The organism is Micromonospora sp. NPDC049089 (assembly GCF_040648775.1).
Lineage (GTDB): Bacteria > Actinomycetota > Actinomycetes > Mycobacteriales > Micromonosporaceae > Micromonospora.
In genome coordinates this window covers 83,739-100,290 of the sequence record NZ_JBEZEH010000002.1, presented here as the reverse complement: position 1 = coordinate 100,290, position 16,552 = coordinate 83,739, and the positions used below count along the sequence as shown (strand labels likewise).

At 72.2% G+C, this 16,552-nt stretch carries 14 protein-coding genes; 6 read left to right on the top strand and 8 right to left on the bottom strand.

The genetic code is table 11. From position 1 onward, the window contains the following. Positions 1-97: 97 nt before the first annotated feature. Positions 98-754, top strand: a complete 657-nt coding sequence (locus AB0B48_RS01045; RefSeq protein WP_357194033.1) for a metal-dependent phosphohydrolase — start codon at positions 98-100, stop codon at positions 752-754. Here AB0B48_RS01045 and AB0B48_RS01040 read toward each other — a convergent pair. Continuing rightward, positions 726-1,010 carry a DUF4031 domain-containing protein gene (locus AB0B48_RS01040; RefSeq protein WP_357194030.1) on the bottom strand — a complete coding sequence of 95 codons (285 nt, stop codon included), beginning with the start codon at positions 1,008-1,010 and terminating at the stop codon, positions 726-728. The genes AB0B48_RS01045 and AB0B48_RS01040 overlap by 29 nt on opposite strands. A gap of 67 nt (positions 1,011-1,077) precedes the next feature. On the opposite strand from AB0B48_RS01040, the gene AB0B48_RS01035 reads away from it, so the two are divergent. Continuing rightward, positions 1,078-2,478 (top strand): FAD-linked oxidase C-terminal domain-containing protein, encoded by a 1,401-nt coding sequence (locus tag AB0B48_RS01035; RefSeq protein WP_357194027.1) that lies wholly within the window; start codon positions 1,078-1,080, stop codon positions 2,476-2,478. Positions 2,479-2,488: 10 nt separating this feature from the next. Here AB0B48_RS01035 and AB0B48_RS01030 read toward each other — a convergent pair whose 3' ends face one another. Together AB0B48_RS01030 and AB0B48_RS01025 are read right to left on the bottom strand one after the other, a co-directional pair. Next, positions 2,489-3,025, bottom strand: a complete 537-nt coding sequence (locus tag AB0B48_RS01030) for a hypothetical protein (protein WP_357194024.1) — start codon at positions 3,023-3,025, stop codon at positions 2,489-2,491. An 88-nt stretch (positions 3,026-3,113) separates the two neighbouring features. Beyond that, entirely contained in the window at positions 3,114-4,979 is a 1,866-nt protein-coding gene (locus AB0B48_RS01025; RefSeq protein ID WP_357194021.1) for a glycerol-3-phosphate dehydrogenase/oxidase, read from the bottom strand. A 200-nt stretch (positions 4,980-5,179) separates the two neighbouring features. On the opposite strand from AB0B48_RS01025, the gene AB0B48_RS01020 reads away from it, so the two are divergent. The 3 genes from AB0B48_RS01020 (at position 5,180) to AB0B48_RS01010 (ending at position 9,202) form a co-directional block, all read left to right on the top strand. Beyond that, the gene (locus AB0B48_RS01020) at positions 5,180-7,879 is read left to right on the top strand and encodes a S8 family serine peptidase (protein WP_357194018.1); all 2,700 of its coding nucleotides are present in this window, start codon (positions 5,180-5,182) and stop codon (positions 7,877-7,879) included. Between the two features lie 57 nt (positions 7,880-7,936). Beyond that, a complete protein-coding gene (locus AB0B48_RS01015; protein WP_357194015.1) occupies positions 7,937-8,875 on the top strand; it encodes a GNAT family N-acetyltransferase in 939 nt (312 codons plus the stop codon). Positions 8,876-8,953: 78 nt separating this feature from the next. After that, positions 8,954-9,202, top strand: a complete 249-nt coding sequence (locus AB0B48_RS01010; RefSeq protein WP_357194012.1) for a hypothetical protein — start codon at positions 8,954-8,956, stop codon at positions 9,200-9,202. A gap of 56 nt (positions 9,203-9,258) precedes the next feature. Here AB0B48_RS01010 and groL read toward each other — a convergent pair whose 3' ends face one another. The 3 genes from groL to AB0B48_RS00995 all read right to left on the bottom strand — a co-directional run bounded on the left by groL (position 9,259) and on the right by AB0B48_RS00995 (position 12,616). Beyond that, complete coding sequence (gene groL / locus AB0B48_RS01005; RefSeq protein WP_074314936.1) at positions 9,259-10,881, bottom strand: chaperonin GroEL; 1,623 nt, start codon at positions 10,879-10,881, stop codon at positions 9,259-9,261. Positions 10,882-11,153: 272 nt separating this feature from the next. Further along, a complete protein-coding gene (locus AB0B48_RS01000) occupies positions 11,154-12,317 on the bottom strand; it encodes a hypothetical protein (RefSeq protein ID WP_357194008.1) in 1,164 nt (387 codons plus the stop codon). A 95-nt stretch (positions 12,318-12,412) separates the two neighbouring features. Then, positions 12,413-12,616 carry a cold-shock protein gene (locus AB0B48_RS00995; RefSeq protein WP_355005844.1) on the bottom strand — a complete coding sequence of 68 codons (204 nt, stop codon included), beginning with the start codon at positions 12,614-12,616 and terminating at the stop codon, positions 12,413-12,415. Positions 12,617-12,941: 325 nt separating this feature from the next. Between AB0B48_RS00995 and AB0B48_RS00990 the strand changes: the two genes are divergently transcribed. Next, positions 12,942-13,472, top strand: coding sequence for a GNAT family N-acetyltransferase (locus AB0B48_RS00990; RefSeq protein WP_357194005.1), 531 nt, complete (start codon positions 12,942-12,944; stop codon positions 13,470-13,472). A 172-nt stretch (positions 13,473-13,644) separates the two neighbouring features. Here the strand turns inward: AB0B48_RS00990 and paaN are convergent, their stop codons facing one another. Together paaN and AB0B48_RS00980 are read right to left on the bottom strand one after the other, a co-directional pair. Beyond that, on the bottom strand, positions 13,645-15,318 hold the full coding sequence (paaN, locus tag AB0B48_RS00985) for a phenylacetic acid degradation protein PaaN (RefSeq protein WP_357194003.1): 1,674 nt from the start codon (positions 15,316-15,318) through the stop codon (positions 13,645-13,647). A gap of 100 nt (positions 15,319-15,418) precedes the next feature. After that, positions 15,419-16,438, bottom strand: coding sequence for a GNAT family N-acetyltransferase (locus tag AB0B48_RS00980; protein ID WP_357194001.1), 1,020 nt, complete (start codon positions 16,436-16,438; stop codon positions 15,419-15,421). Positions 16,439-16,552: the final 114 nt, after the last annotated feature.

The following is a 16,552-nucleotide window of genomic DNA, read 5'->3' as shown; positions in this document are numbered from 1 at the left end:
CTTGTCCCGGGCCACGGCCATGGGCGCGACTACCCGTGGTGGCCCCGCTGAACCCTCCCTACCCGCGCGTCGCGGGCGGATGCGGCAGACTCGGGCGGTGGTTGATCTGTTGGACCGGTGGCGCGCGGCGGCCCGGGGTGCCGGCGCGAGGCACGAGCCGGAGACCACCAGGGCCGGCGAGCAGTTGATCGCCCGCTGGCGGGAGCCGCACCGGCACTACCACACGGTGGCCCACCTGACGGCGGTGCTCGATGTGGTGGACCAGCACGCCGACCTGGCCGCCCAGGCCGATGCGGTCCGGCTGGCGGCCTGGTTCCACGACGCGGTGTACGACCCCCGGGCCGACGGCGACGCCAACGAACGGGACAGCGCCGCGCTGGCCGAGAGCGTGCTCACCGGGCTCGGGGTGCCGGCGCCCACGGTGGCCGAGGTGCGCCGGCTGGTGCTGCTCACCGCCGGGCACACGGTAGCGCCGGGCGACCGGGACGGGGCATTGCTGTGCGATGCGGACCTGGCCGTGCTGGCCGCGCCGCCGGCCAGCTACGAGCGTTACGCGGCGGCGATCCGCCGGGAGTACGCCCACGTGCCGGAGCCGGCCTTCCGGGCTGGGCGGGCCGCCGTGCTGACCGGCCTGCTGTCGCTGCCCGCGCTGTTCCGGTCGCCACCGCTGGCGAGCCGGTGGGAAGAGCCGGCCCGGGACAATGTGCGCCGCGAGCTGGCCACCCTCACCGGGGCACCGGAGAACGCGGGTTGACCAGGTGCTTCGGCCGACGCAGGTCGGCGGCGCGGAGCAACCGGACCAGCTCCCGGCTCGGCACCACCTGGGCACCGAGCCACACCGCCGCCGCGAACCGGTCCGCGGGGATGTCGTAGTGGTCCCGGTCGAAGCCGCGTCGGGGCGCGCCGAGCGCCTCGGCGAAGGCGTGCAGCTCGGCGTACGAGACGTCGCTGATCAGGTGCGACCAGAGCCGACCGCGCCACGGCCAGGCCGGCCGGTCCAGGTAGAGCATGGTGCCACGTTAACCCGACCAGTCGATCATGTTGATGATCGCCTGGGACCGCCCTAACCTCGGCTGCATGGCCCCCACCGCGCTCCTCGACGACCTGCGCGCCGCGCTCGGTGACGACGCCGTGCTCACGGACCCGGACCTGCTGCGCCTGCATCAGCGGGATGAGGCCGACCTGTGCGCCGCCGGCGTCCCGCTGGTGGTGACCCGCCCGCGCGACACCGAGCAGGTGGTCGCCGTGATCCAGGCGGCGGCGCGGCACGGCGTACCTGTGGTGCCGCAGGGCGCACGGACCGGGCTGGCCGGCGCGGCGAACGCGGTGGACGGCGCGGTGGTGCTCAGCACCGTCGCGATGACCGAGATCCGGGAGATCGACCCGGTGAGCCGGATCGCTGTGGTCCAACCGGGGGTGGTCAACGCGGCCCTGGCCGGGGCGGTGGCGAAACAGGGCCTCTGGTACCCGCCGGACCCCGGCTCCTGGGAGTCGTCCACGATCGGTGGCAACGTGGCCACCAACGCCGGCGGCATGTGCTGTGTGAAGTACGGAGTGACCACCGAGTACGTGCTCGGCCTGGAGGTGGTGCTCGCCTCCGGTGAGGTGCTGCGCACCGGCCGGCGTACGGCCAAGGGGGTGGCCGGCTACGACCTGACCCGACTGTTCGTCGGTTCGGAGGGCACCCTCGGCGTGATCACCGAGGTGACAGTGGCGCTGCGCCCCGCCCCGGCCGACTCACTGACCCTGGTGGCGGTCTTCGGATCCACCGCCACGGCCGGCGCGGCGGTGGCCGAGATCGCGGCTCGCGGGCTCACCCCCAGCCTGTTGGAGTTGCTGGACCAGACCCACCTGCGGGCGATCGAGGCGTACCAACCGATGGGGTTGCGGACCGACGCGCAGGCCCTGTTGCTGGCCGCCGCCGACACCGGCTCCCGGGCGGCGGACGACCTGGCCGTGCTGGCGGAGGTGTGCGAGGCCGTTGGCGCCGACGAGGTCTACGCGGCCACCGACGCGGTGGAGGCGGCGGCGCTGCTCCAGGCTCGCCGGCTGGCCCACCCGGCCATGGAGAAGTTCGCGGCGGACGCCTACCCGGGCGGCATCGGCGGTCTGGTGATCGACGATGTGGCGGTGCCGCGCGGCGCGCTCGCCGCGCTCCTGGACGGGGTCGCCCGGATCGCGGCCGAGTGTGAGGTGCCGATCGGCGTGGTGGGGCACGCCGGGGACGGCAACATGCACCCGAACATCGTTGTCGACCGGGCCGACCCGGCGAGCGTGGAGCGGGGTCGGCGGGCCTTCGACGAGATCATGCGGCTCGGCCTGGACCTGGGCGGCACGTGTACCGGTGAGCACGGGGTGGGGCTGCTCAAGCGGGACTGGCTGGCCCGGGAGATCGGGCCGGTCGGTGTCCGGGTGCATCAGGCGATCAAGTCGGCGCTCGACCCGGCCGGTTTGCTCAACCCGGGCAAGGTGCTCTGAGCGGCTGCGGTCAGCCCTTGACCTCGGCCGGGGTCGCCTGGGTGAGCAGCAGCAGGATCTCCCCGGCGACCGGCGTGAGCTCCTCGCCCGGGCAGTCCTGCGAGGTGATCAGCCCGGCCGAGGTGATGAGGCTGGACGTCAGCGCGTCGATGCAGGTTGTCCGGTACCGCCGGGCCTGATCGGTCTCGTCGGCCAGCTTCGGGTTGGCGAGCAGCACCTGGAGCCGTTCGGTCAGCTCCGGCGCGAGGGTGCCCCGGGAGGTCACGCCGTCGCCGGCGCAGTCGACGCACTGCCACCCGCCGTTCCGTTCGACGCTCAGGGTGCGCATCGGCCCGTCCTCGCCGAGCCGCTGGAGCAGGCTGACCTGACCGGCGGCGACGGTGGTGGGGATCTCCAGCTGCGAGCCGCCACCCGCCGTGCCGGGGGTCGGCTGCGCCACCGGGGTGCTCGGCTTGTCTCCGTCGAACAGGGAGCACCCGGTCAGGGCACCGGCGAGCGCGACGGCGAGCAACGGTAGGAGCAGACGAGGGCGCGCGCGGGCTAGCACGCGCGGAAACCTACCCCACCGTAGGTAGCGTCCGAAACCACCATCCGGGCCGGTATCGATGGTTACCCATCGGTAACGTCGCAATTCGTCATCGAGCGGACGAGCGCAGCTCCGCCTGGTTGTCGTCGCCCCGGTCGGCCGCGTAACCCCTGACGTCCGGAGCGCCGAGGCGGGCCGCGTCCGCCGCCGCGTCGTCCGGCATCAACTGGGACTGCCGCTCCGCCTCCACCCGAACCCGGTAGTGCTCGACCTCCCGCGCCCGGGTGGCCGCGTCCCAACCGAGCACCGCCCCCATCAACTCAGCGGTGTGCTCCGCCGACTCCAGCCCTCGGTGGCTGGTCTCGAACGAGATGCGGGTCCGCCGGGTCAGCACGTCCTCCAGGTGCAGCGCGCCCTCGGCCCGCGCCGCGTACGCGACCTCGGCCGCCAGATACTCCGGAGCACCAGCCAGCGGGGACGCCAGCAGAGGATCGGCGTCGACCAGCGCCAGCAGGTCCAGGGTGAGGGTGCCGTACCGCTCCAGCAGGTGCTCCACCACGCCCACCGGCACGCCGTGCCGGCGGGCCAGGTCGGCCCGGTCCCGCCACATGGCCGGGTAGCCGTCGGCGCCGAGCAGCGGCAGGTCGGCGGTGCGCGACGAGCGAGCGCCACCGAGTCGACGAGCGGCCCGGTCGACCACGTCGGACGCCATCACCCGGTACGTCGTGTACTTGCCGCCGGCGACCAGCAGCAGCCCGAGCATCGGCTCGAAGACCGCGTGCTCCCGGGAGAGCTTCGAGGTCGAGTCGGCCTCGCCGGCCAGCAGCGGGCGCAGCCCGGCGTACACCCCCTCGATGTCGGCGGTGGTCAGTGGCCGTTCCAGCACGGTGTTGACCTGCTGGAGGAGATACTCGATGTCGCGGGCCGAGGCGGCCGGGTGGGAACGGTCCAGCCGCCAGTCGGTGTCAGTGGTGCCGATGATCCAGTGCCCGCCCCACGGGATGACGAAGAGCACCGAACTCGCCGTACGCAGGATGAGCCCCGTCTCGCCGGTGATCGCCGAGCGGGGCACCACCAGGTGCACCCCCTTGGAGGCGCGCACCCGGATGCCGGGTCGCAGGCCGACGTCGTTCAGCATCCGGGACATGTCGTCGCTCCACACGCCGGTGGCGGCGATGACGGTGCGGGCCTGCACCTCGAACTCCGCGTCCGGCGAGCCCGGTGGCGCCTCCAGGTCCCGGACGCGGACGCCGGTCACCTCGCGGGCCTGCCGGATCAGCCCGACGGCGCGGGCACTGCTCACCACTGTGGCGCCGAGGCTGGCCGCGGTGCGGGCCAGTGTGACAACCAGCCGGGCGTCGTCGACCTGCCCGTCGTAGTAGCGGATCGCCCCGGCCAGCGCGTCGGCCCGCAGACTCGGGAAGATCCGCCGGGCGCCTTCCCGAGTCAGGTGACGGTGCAGGGGCATCCCCCGACCACCGCCGAAAATCCCGGCGAAGGCGTCGTACGCGGCCACCCCGGCGCCGTAGTACGAGCGCCGGAAGACCCGGGCCGGCAGGTCCCGCAGGCCCCGGCCGGCCGGCAGCGGCACCATGATCGGCACCGGGCGTACCAGGTGCGGCGCGAGCCGCGTGGCCAGCAGGCCGCGCTCGGTGAGCGCCTCGTGGACCAGGTGGAACTCCAACTGCTCCAGATACCGCAGGCCACCGTGGATGAGTTTGCTGGACCGGCTGGAGGTCCCGGCGGCAAGGTCACGTGCCTCGACCAGCGCCACCTTCAGGCCACGGGACGCAGCGTCCAGGGCGGCACCGGCTCCGGTCACCCCGCCCCCGATGACCAGCACGTCGAAGCGCTCGGCACGCAGTCGACGCAGGTCGGACGCACGGCGGACCGGTGAGAGCTGACCGGCGACGGATCGGGAGACATTGGGGTCGCGCACCTGTCCACCGTAACCGTCGAGCCACCGTGTCGACATTCGCCGCCCGCCCCGCACCGCGCCTACCTGCTCCGGAGCGCACGACACGTCCCGCCACCCGATCCCGGCCGACCCATCGCAGATCTTGGACAGTTTCCGTCATCACGTGACGGAAACTTTCCAAGATCTGCACGCTTCCTCGACGCCTCGGAACCCGACGGTCGGGTCGAAACCCTTCCTCGTAGTCGTAAGGTTCTCGGATGCAAGGTCAACCTGCGTACCAGGGTCCCAGCAACCGCAGTTCCCCGTGGCCGGTGGTCGCGGCCGTGCTGGTCGGCTGCTGGACGGTTGCGGTCACCGTTGGCACCCAGACCGGGGGCTGGCTCACCGATCAGGTGCTGCTGGGCTTCGGACGGGACCGGCTCGGCTGGCTCTGGCCGGTGCTCGGCCTGGCCACCGTCGTGCTGGTCGGCACGCCCGCCCTCCTGCTGGCAGTCCTGCCCCGGTCGGGCGCGGTCCGGGCCACCGGGCGGGCCTGGTTGATCGGGGCGATCGCGCTCGGCGTGTTCACACTGCTGCGGGCCGTGCCACCGGTGCACCACGAGGCGTACCTCGCCGCGCTGGCCGCCGCCGCATTGCTCAGCGCGCTCGCCGTGCGCTGGTCGGCGCGCCGATGGGCGTACCCCGGGCTGGTTGGCTCGGTCGGCGGCCCGGCACCCACCGGAGGCGGCGACACCACGCGGCCCGAGGCCACCGCAGGCGGCGACACCACGCGGCCCGAGGCCACCGGAGGCGGCGACACCACGCGGCCCGAGGCCACCAGAGACGGCGACGCCACGCGGCCCGAGGCCACCGGAGGCGCGGAGTCGGTCGGACGGCGCGTGCGCCGTATCGGCCCGGTGCCGCTGCTCGCGGTGGCCGCCGGGTTGGCGCTGCTGCTGCCGTGGGCGTGGCTTGGTGCGCTCGGTGGCCTCCTGGAGACCGCTCTCGCGCTGGTGGCGGCCGCCGCGCTCGGGGTGCTCGCCGCGACACTGCTGGACGCCCCCTTCTGGGCCCGGTTCGCTGTTGGGCGACCACCCCGGCCGGCTCGGCTGGTGCTGGTCGGCGGTCTGGTCGCCGGGGTGGCGTTGCTGCTGCTCGCGGCCGGGACCGGGCAGTCCGGCGCGCAGTTACCCGCGCTGCTGACAGTGCCGCCGGTGGGTTTCGCGCTGGCCGCGCTCTGGGCCGCGACCTGGCGGCCCACCGCCGAGCCGGCCGAGGCCGAGCCTCGGGCCGCGACCCGGCAGCCCACCGCCGCCCCGGCCGAGGCCGCGCTCTGGGCCGCGACGCGGCGGCCCACCGCCGAGCCGGCCGAGGCCGTGCGCGCCGGCCGAGCGGCGACCGGCTGGCTCGTGGGCCTGGCCGCGCTCGGCCCGCTGGCCTTCACCGACCCGGAAGAGATCAGCCTGCTGCTGGTCGGCACCCGGGACATCCCGTTCTGGGTGGCGGCCGCCGCCGGCGTCGGGCTCGCCGTCGCGGTCCTGGTCGCCATCGGGTACGCGGTGCTGCTCGCCCGGCCGACGGCACGCACCCCGAGCAGGCGGATGGCAGCGGTGGCGGCCGTGGTGCTGCTGGTGGCGTTCGGGGCTGTCGACCTCGGCCCCGGCCAGCCGGGCCTGTACGGCGAGCGGCTGTTCGTGGTGCTGCGTACGCAGGCCGACCTGAGCGGTCTCCCGGCCGCCGCGCCGGGCCGGGCCGGACGGGACGCCCGCGCGGCGGAGGTCTACCGGCGGCTGGTGACGACCGCCGAGCAGAGCCAGGGCGACCTGCTCCGGGGGTTGAACCGGCTGCGGCTCGACCCGGTGTCGTACTACCTGGTCAACGCGGTCGAGGTGGACGGCGGCCCGGCGGTGCGGGCCTGGCTCGCCCGCCGACCGGAGGTGGCACGGGTGCTGGTCAGCCAGCGCCTGCGACCGTTGCCGGCCCCGGCCGGGCAGAGCCGGGGCACCCTGCCCAAGCCCACCGGCCCGGAGTGGAACATCCGTCAGATCGGCGCCGACCGGGTGTGGTCCCAACTCCGGGTCACCGGCGCGGGCATCGTGGTCGGCAGCTCCGACTCGGGGGTGGACGGCGGCCATCCGGCGCTACGTGCCGGGTTCCGTGGTGGGGACGACTCCTGGTTCGACCCGTGGGACGACACCCGGAGCCCGACCGACAAGGGCGGGCACGGCACCCACACGGTGGGCAGCGCGGTCGGGCGGGACGGCATCGGGGTGGCCCCGGACGCGCAGTGGGTGGGCTGCGTCAACCTGGACCGCAACCTCGGCAGCCCCGCGCACTACCTGGACTGTCTCCAGTTCATGTTGGCGCCCTTCCCGGCCGGCGGCGACCCGTTCACCGACGGCCGTCCGGAGCGCGCCCCGCAGGTGCTGACCAACTCGTGGGGCTGCCCGCCCATCGAGGGTTGCGACCAGCGCGTTCTGCGGCCGGCCACCGCCGCCCTCGACGCCGCCGGGATCTTCGTGGTCGCCGCAGCCGGGAACACCGGCCCGTGGTGCGCGTCGATCGACGATCCGCCCGCCCCCTACCCGGACGTGCTGACAGTGGGCGCGGTGGACGATCAGCGGCGCGTCGCCGAGTTCTCCTCGCGCGGACCGGTGCCGGGCGGCTCGGGTAAACCGGACGTGCTGGCACCGGGGGTGGGTGTGGTGTCGGCCATGCCGGGCGGCACCTACGCCAAGCTGGACGGCACGTCGATGGCGACCCCGCAGGTGGCCGGGGTGGTCGCCCTGATGTGGTCGGCGAACCCGGCGCTGGTCGGCGACGTGACCCGGACCCGGCAGATCCTGCGGGACACCGCCACTGAGGTGACGCCCACCTATCGCTCCGACAGTCCCTCCGACGCCTGCGGCGCTCCGGCGAACGTCACCGGCGCCGGCCAGGTCGACGCCTACGCCGCCGTTCGGGCCGCCCAGGGGTGATCGTCGCCCCACGGGCGGGGGTGCGGCTCGACATCCGGTGATCTAGGGTCGGCGACCATGGACGCCGAGATCACCGTCACCGAGCTGACCGCCGACCTGGTCACCAGCGTCGTGCAGCTCTGCCAGCAGGCGCTCGACCTGCCCGAGGACTCCGCCGAGGCGGCTTCCATAGTGGACGTGCTCTGGACCCGGGCCGCCGCCGCCGACCGGCCCGTGGTCGGGCTGGGCGCGTACCGAGGTGCGGACCTGGTGGGGGTGCTGATCTGCTCGGTGTCGTCGGTCGAGCCGGGGATCGGGCACGTCGACCTGGTCGCGGTCCTTGCGGATCAGCGGCGTCGGGGCGTCGGCCGGGCGCTGCTCCAGCGGGCCGAGCGGGTGCTCGCCGACCGTGGGGCGACCGAGGTGCTGCTGGCCGGGAACCCGCCGTACTACGCGTGGCCGGGGATCGACGTCCGCTACACGCCGGCGGTCTGCGCCGCCCTCGCGCTCGGCTACCAGCAGGACCGGACCGCCTGGAACATGACTGCGGACCTGTCGTACGACGGGTCGCCGGCACTGCGGTCCACCGAGGCGACGGAGCGGCGGCTGGCCGACCAGGGCGTCACGGTACGCCGGGCGGAGCCGGCGGATCTTCCGGCGCTGACCGCGTTCGCCCGGTCCACCTTCGGCGGAACGTGGGACGGCGAGTTGGCCGGGTCGGTGGGGCGCGCGGACGCCGGTTGCCACCTGGCGGAGCGGGACGGCGAGGTGCTCGGCTTCGCCGCGTACGGGTCGTCCCGGCCGAGTTGGTTCGGGCCGATGGGCACCGCACCGGCAGCGGAGGGGTCGGGCATCGGTGGGGTGCTGTTGCGGCGCTGCCTGCGCGACCAGCGGTCGGCGGGGCTGGACCGGGCACAGATCGGCTGGGTAGGACCGGTGCCGTTCTACTCGGGCAGCGCGGGTGCGCGGATCGAGCGGGTCTTCTTCCTGTACCGGCGGACCCTGTCCGGGGGATAACCGGGGCAAACAGGACATGGATTCATTCGCCCGCATCGGCCAACGACGCCCCCTACCGTTTCGGTAGAGGAGGCAGCCATGACCACGGATGACAACCAGACCGAGGACGGCCCGCCGATCACCTGGAAGCCGGTGGGTGAACTCCCGGGCCAACTGCCGTTCGACAGGCTCGACTACGGCGACGCCGAGCAACTGGCCGAGATGACCACCGACGGCGAGCCGTCGGCGGCCGAGGAGTCGCAGGAGATGGTGGACGCGCCGATCCAGCTGCTCCCGCCGTACAACCGGGCGCAGAAGCGGCGCAACCAGCGCCCACTGCCGACCTGACGACGAACGGGGCGGACCGCGTCAGCGGCCCGCCCCGTTCGGTGTCGGAACTGGACTCAGAAGTCCATGTCCCCGCCACCCGGGCCAGCCGGGGCAGCCGGGGTCTTCTCCGGCTTGTCCGCGACAACAGCCTCGGTGGTGAGGAAGAGCGCCGCGATGGAAGCGGCGTTCTGCAGCGCCGAACGCGTCACCTTGGCCGGGTCGATGATGCCCGCGGCCAGCAGGTCGACGTACTCGCCGTTGGCGGCGTTCAGACCGTGACCCGCTTCGAGGTTACGGACCTTCTCCACCACGACGCCGCCCTCAAGGCCGGCGTTGACGGCGATCTGCCGCAGCGGGGCGTCCAGCGCGACCTTGACGATGTTCGCACCGGTCGCCTCGTCGCCGACCAGGTCGAGCTTGTCGAAGGCGGTCTTGCCGGCCTGCACCAGCGCGACGCCACCACCCGGGACGATGCCCTCTTCGACGGCCGCCTTCGCGTTGCGAACGGCGTCCTCGATGCGGTGCTTGCGCTCCTTGAGCTCGACCTCGGTGGCCGCGCCGACCTTGATGACCGCGACGCCGCCGGCCAGCTTGGCCAGCCGCTCCTGCAGCTTCTCGCGGTCGTAGTCGGAGTCGCTCTTGTCGATCTCGGCCCGGATCTGGTTCACCCGGCCCTGGATCTGCTCGGCGTCACCGGCACCGTCGACGATGGTGGTCTCGTCCTTGGTCACCACGACCTTGCGGGCGCGGCCCAGCATGTCGACGCTGGCGGCGTCGAGCTTGAGGCCGACCTCCTCGCTGATGACCTGGCCACCGGCGAGGATGGCGATGTCGGTCAGCATGGCCTTGCGGCGGTCACCGAAGCCCGGCGCCTTGACGGCGACCGACTTGAAGGTGCCACGGACCTTGTTGACCACCAGGGTGGCGAGGGCCTCGCCCTCCAGGTCCTCGGCGATGATCAGCAGCGGCTTGCCCGACTGCATGACCTTCTCCAGGATCGGAAGCAGGTCCTTCACCGACGAGATCTTGCTGTTGGCGATCAGGATGTACGGATCGTCGAAGACGGCCTCCATACGCTCCGGGTCGGTCATGAAGTAGGCCGAGATGTAGCCCTTGTCGAAGCGCATACCCTCGGTGAGCTCCAGCTCCAGCCCGAAGGTGTTGCTCTCCTCGACGGTGATGACGCCTTCCTTGCCGACCTTGTCCATCGCCTCGGCGATGATCTCGCCGACGGTGCTGTCGCCAGCGGAGATGGAGGCGGTGGAGGCGATCTGCTCCTTGGTCTCGACGTCCTTGGCGAGCTTGGACAGCTCCTCCGAGACGCTCGCGACAGCAGCCTCGATGCCCCGCTTCAGGGCCATCGGGTTGGCGCCGGCGGCCACGTTGCGCAGGCCCTCGCGAACCAGGGCCTGGGCCAGGACGGTCGCCGTCGTCGTGCCGTCGCCGGCAACGTCGTCGGTCTTCTTGGCGACCTCCTTGACCAGCTCAGCGCCGATCTTCTCGTACGGGTCCTCGAGCTCGATCTCCTTGGCGATGCTCACACCATCGTTGGTGATGGTGGGGGCACCCCACTTCTTCTCGAGCACGACGTTGCGGCCCTTGGGGCCGAGGGTCACCTTTACGGCGTCGGCGAGCTGGTTCATGCCCCGCTCGAGGCCGCGGCGAGCCTCTTCGTCGAAAGCGATCATCTTGGCCATACGGCGTTGTCCTCCTGGACACTCACGGGCCACCCGAGATGTGTGCCCCGGATGGGCCGCCTGGTGTGCGCACCTAGGGACGTCGCCACCTGGCGACGACGACGTCCTTCGGCCGGGCCGGATAGCCCGCGACGACCGGCCATGTGCTGCCCCGGTGTCTCCACACCGGCACAACCTGGCCCCACCGTCCCGACCGTTGGCACTCACGGTATGCGAGTGCCAATGACTTGTTTAGCACTCTCCCCTGCCGAGTGCAAGCACGATGCCGCCGCTCAGCCGAGTTCCGCAGCCAGTCCGGCGCTGTTCACCGGCGCCTCATGGGCACGCTGCTCGACGTACGTGACCAGCAGACCGACCATCTGCGCGAGATGGGCCGGCAGGGCCAGCACGGCGGTGATCCCGATCACCACCACCGCCCCGGCCGCGGTACCCGCCGAGGAGAACGGGTCCGTTCCGAGCGCGCCGGTGCCGATCCCTTCCAGGGCACCGGGGATCAGCGTGCCGACGATCACGGCAACGGCCACCAGGGCCACCCGTCCGAGCAGCAGGCCGAGTCGGTCGTGGAACATCCGGAACGATCGACCGATCGGGTTGTGCCGTTCGAAGAGATAGACCGGGCCGGCCATGCTCAGCGCGAAGGCCAGGTAGATGCCCGGCAGCACGCAGAAGCAGACACCGACGCCGATGAGCAGACTGACCAGCAGGGTCCACGCCCACAGCCCGAGTGCCCGGCGCAGGCCGTAGCGCAACGCGGACTCCAGGCTGGCCGGCTGACCGGCCGCCTGCTGGGTGATCACCCAGGTGCCGGCAGCCCACCCGACGGCCTGCACCAACCCGACGACCAGGCTGCCGCCGAGCAACAGGACCAGGAGGCTCAGCAGTTCGGCGACGAAATTGTCCGGCAGCGCGGGGGTCGACGTCGATCCGGCCTGGGCGGACCACTTCGCCGACGGGTCCAGCCCGAGGGAGACCACCGAGAGCACCGCCGCGGGCAGCACCTGGGTGAGCAGCATGATCGGCACCAACTGCCGCCAGCCCCGGCGCAGCGCTCCCCCGCACCGGTTGAACCAGCCGCCGATACCCGCGCCGGGTGGCGTGACCAGGGCGTCGTTCGGGTCAACCCCGTAACCGGGCGGATACCAGCCGACCGGCGGCCCCGGGTACCACGGCTGCCCGCCGTAGGGACCCGACCCGGGCGGGTAGCCCCCGGTGGGCGGGAACGCCCAGCCCTGCGATGGCGGGGCCGCACCCCAGGCACCCTGCGCGGGATCCCACCCGGGCGGCGGACCGGCGGGGCCGGAGGACGGGCCAACCGGGGGCGTGCCCGGCCCCCAGCCGGGCGGCGGACCGGCGTGGCCGGAGCTGCCGGCGGGCGAGGACGGGTCCGGCTCCCCCGACCCGGAGGACGGAGTGTGCGGGGGTGGCTGGTCGGTCATGAACGCTCCTCAGCATCGGCTGGAACGGTTCACGATCTTCCCGGGTGCACGCCAGTGCCGCAGCCCCGACTCACGGGGCCGATCGGCCAGGAAGCTCAGTCGATGACGCGTACGTGCTCTGCCTGTGGGCCCTTCTGGCCCTGGGTGATCTCGAACTCGACCCGCTGACCGTCGTCCAGCGCCTTGTAACCGTCCATCTCGATCGCGGAGAAGTGGACAAAAACGTCCTGCCCGCCGTCGACGGCGATGAAGCCGTAGCCCTTTTCGGCGTTGAACCACTTCACGGAGCCCTGTGCCACTGTGCACTTCCCTCACTCTGCCCGGCGTTGCCTGACTCGGCGCACGGCACGGCCGGACGCCCCGGACCACCGACTCAGCGATCGATGACCGCCATTGAAGAAGGTGACCGAAATCGCACGCTACACGAGGACTGACGGCCGCGCACTGCCACAAAACAGACACACTCCGAGGCGCACCGGCCGCGCTGATCGGCCGGGTTCCCGAGCCACCAAATTCGCCCGCGTCATTGCGAAATGGAGGGACGGTCGCCGGGCGACCCCGAGATGACGGCGATCGGGCCCAGCTCGCGAAACGCCACCCCTGCCCTGTGGTAGGCATGCGGACATGACCACCGACATGGGCCCGCCGGCAGTGCGGCTCGCGGAGATCCGCCGGGTCCGGCCGGAGGACGCCGCCCGGATGCGGGCGCTGCGCCTGGAGATGCTGGCCGACGCGCCGTTGGCCTTCCTGGAGACCCTGGCGGACGCGGCGGCCCGACCGCACAACGAGTTCGCCGCCCGGGTCGCGTACACCTCGGCCGGTGCCGGTAACGCGCAGTTCGTCGCCGACCCGGGCGGCCGGCTGGTCGGGCACGCCGGTGGTACGACCCACCCGAACGAACCGGGACTGACCGTGATCTACGCCGTGTACGTCACGCCGACCTGGCGCGGCAGTGGCCTGCTCGGCGAGCTGATCGACGGGGTGGCCGCCTGGTCGCGGGCCTGTGGCCGGCCGGAACTGCTGCTGGAGGTGGTGGTCGGCAACGACCGCGCCTACCGCGCCTACCAGCGCCTGGGCTTCAAGGACACCGGGGTACGGGTCCCCCACCCGAACATCCCAGCCCTAACCGAGCTACAGATGCGCCGAACAGCCTAAAACCAAACTCATCCCAAGGCAGAACCACCCTGATGCCCCCCAAAAAACCGGAAGCGTAAGCGACAACCGTGTCCACGTCAGGGTTTCCGGGGCAGCCCGACCCGCGCAGGGATCAAGCCTGACCGCCCGAAGCGGGTCGGGCTGCCCCGGAAACCCCCACCGCAACTAAAGATCAAACATGACGCCGCGACTGCACGATCCGGAACCGGTTCGCCACATAAGCCCCGTCGGTCAGCGCCGAGTTGGCCGCCGCGTTGGCTCCACTGCCGTGGAAGTCGGAGAACGCCGCCGACTGGTTCACGAAGACACCGCCGGTGAGGTTGCAGGACAGGTGCACCCCGACCTCGACCGCCACCGCCTCGGTTGCGTCCAGCACTGCCTCGTCGGTCGAGTAGACACCGGCGGTGAGCGCGCCCTTCTCGCCGACCGTCCGGCGCAGCAGCTCCAGGCTGTGCGTGGTCGAGTCGGTAGCGATGGCGAACGAGATCGGCCCGAACCATTCCCGGCCGTACGTCTCCGAGTCGTCCGCGGTCAGCTTCACGATCGTCGGGGTACGCACCACCGCGTCGGCGTACGACGGGTGGGCCACGGCCCGCGACTCCAGCACCGGCTCGCCGACCTTGGTCACCTCGGCCAGCCGCTCCAGCACCCCGTCGTTGACGATGGCACCGGTCAGCTCCACACCCCGGGCCGGGTCGGCGGTGAGCTTGCCGACGGCGGCGGCGATCCCGCCGGCCACCTCGTCGAAGCTCTTGTGCCCCTGGTCGGTCTCGATGCCCCCGGCCGGGATGAGGATGTTCTGTGAGGTGGTGCACATCTGCCCGCTGTAGAGGGTCAGCGTGAACCCGAGGTTGCGGCACATGCCGGCGAAGTCGTCGGTGGAGTCGACGACGACGGTGTTGAGGCCGGCCTTCTCGGTGTAGACCGAAGCCTGCCGGGCGTGCGTCTCCAGCCAGTCGCCGTACTCGGTGGAGCCGGTGAAGTCGACGATCTTGACGGAGCGGTGCAGGGCCAGGTCACTGGCGAGCTTCTCACCGGGCGCCTCGGCCGCCAGCATGATCAGGTTCGGGTCGAACCCGGCCTCGGCGAGCACCTCCCGGGCGTACCTCACGGTGATGGCCAGCGGCAGCACCGCGCGCGGGTGCGGCTTGACGATCACCGGGTTGCCGGTGACCAGCGAGGCGAACAGCCCGGGGTACGAGTTCCAGGTCGGGAAGGTGTTGCAGCCGATCACCAGCGCCACCCCACGCGGCACCACGTGGAACGTCTTGGTCATCCGCAGCGGGTCACCCTTGCCGGCGGCCTTCTCCCAGCCCGCCGTGCCCGGGTGCCGGGTCATCTCGGCGTACGCGTACGCCAGCGCCTCCAGCGCCCGGTCCAGCGCGTGCGCGCCACCGGCCTGGAAGGCCATCACGAACGCCTGCCCGCTGGTGAACTGCACAGCGTTGGCCAGCTCGAAGATGTGCTTGTGCAGCCGGTCGAGGATCTCCAGGCAGACGCCCACCCGGGCCTGCGGGCCGGCGTCGCGCCACGCGGGCAGCGCGGCGGAGGCGGCGTCGATCAGCTCACCGGGGCCGGCGTGTGGGTAACGCACCGCCAAATCCACCCCGAACGGGCTCGTCTCGGTGGCGACCCGAAAGCCAGCGCCGGGTTGGTCGAGTGGGAAGTCACCGCCGAGGTACGCCTCGAAGGCGGCCTTACCGTCCGCGGCGGCGGTCTCGCCGTACACCCGGGGGCTGGGGGATTCGGGATAGGCGGACCAGTAGCCCCGCTCCGTGATCGCGGTCAGCGCACGGTTGAGGGTGTCGGCGTGCCTGTCGTACAGGGGATGCGGGGTCTCCGTCATGCCCGCCATCATGCCTGAGTCCCCACCGCGAGCAGTAGCGCGAATGCCCGGCAGCGGTTCATGCCTGAGTCAGGTCCGCGAGCAGTAGCGCCGATACCCGTCAGAGGGTGAGCTGCCAGTCGGTCCACCGGTCCACCGGGCGGAAGCCGAGCTGTTCGTTGATCGCCACCATGTAGCTGTTGCTGGCCGCGTTGAAAGTGTCGATCACCTGTACCGCCGGCTCGTGGGTGAGCAGGTGGTGCAGGTTCTCGGCCTTGGCGATGAGGCCGAGCCGGTGCCCACGGTGGGCCGGGTCGACGATGGTGATCTGCTGGAACGCGTGCCAGTCGGCGGCGGCGCCCACGTCCAGCAGGGTCCAGGCGACCAGCCGGCCGGACGCCTCGTGTCGCATCCCGAGGTGGTAGCGCCGCCGGCCCCGGGCGTCCAGCGCCCGTTCGTTGCCGCGGATCCGCTCGGCGTCCACCTGCTCCGGTTCCCACTGCACGTCGCCCATGGGCGCGTCCATCAGTAACCGGCCGTCCAGGTAGGCGATGTCGGCGACGTACTCCGGTGGGGTGGAGCCCTGCCAGCAGACCGAGTGATAGCCCTTGGCTCGGGGTTGCGCCTCGGCGAGCGCCGCGCGCAGAGCGACCCGGTCGATGTCGCCGACGTCGAGCCGTCGGCGTACCTCGGCGAGAGCGGGCTGGGCTCCGGTCGCGGCGGCGAACGCGTCACCGGCCACGCTTCGGGCCGGCCCGCCGGGCAGCGCGGAGACGGTCATCGCCACCACCCGCTTACGGCCGTGCTCGCGGAGCAGGCGCAGCCCGTACTCGTGCAGGGCCCGGCCAACGCCCCGGCGCCGCAGCTGCGGATGTACCAGCAGCTCAGCGGTGGCGTTGTCGGTGTTGTCGAGCTGCGGCAGGTCCAGTTGGAGGTAGCCGGCCGGCACGCCGTCCAGACGGGCCAGCGCCCAGAGCGACCGGGTACCGGGCATCGGCGTGTGGAACAACGCGTCGAAGCGGCGCCGGCAGGAGGGCGGGAAGTCCGGCACATCGGCGTCGTTGGCCGCCGACCCGATCCGGTACGCCTCGTCGACCGACGTCCGGTCGGCGCCGTCGAACGACGCGATGGTGATGCTCATGCCGGTGAGCGTGCACCGTACAAAAGCGATCGGGCCAGCGAATTACTCGCTGGCCCGATCGAACGTTGGTCGGGAGGGACACTCGCACAACGCCTCCGGCGTTGGGTCGCAAGA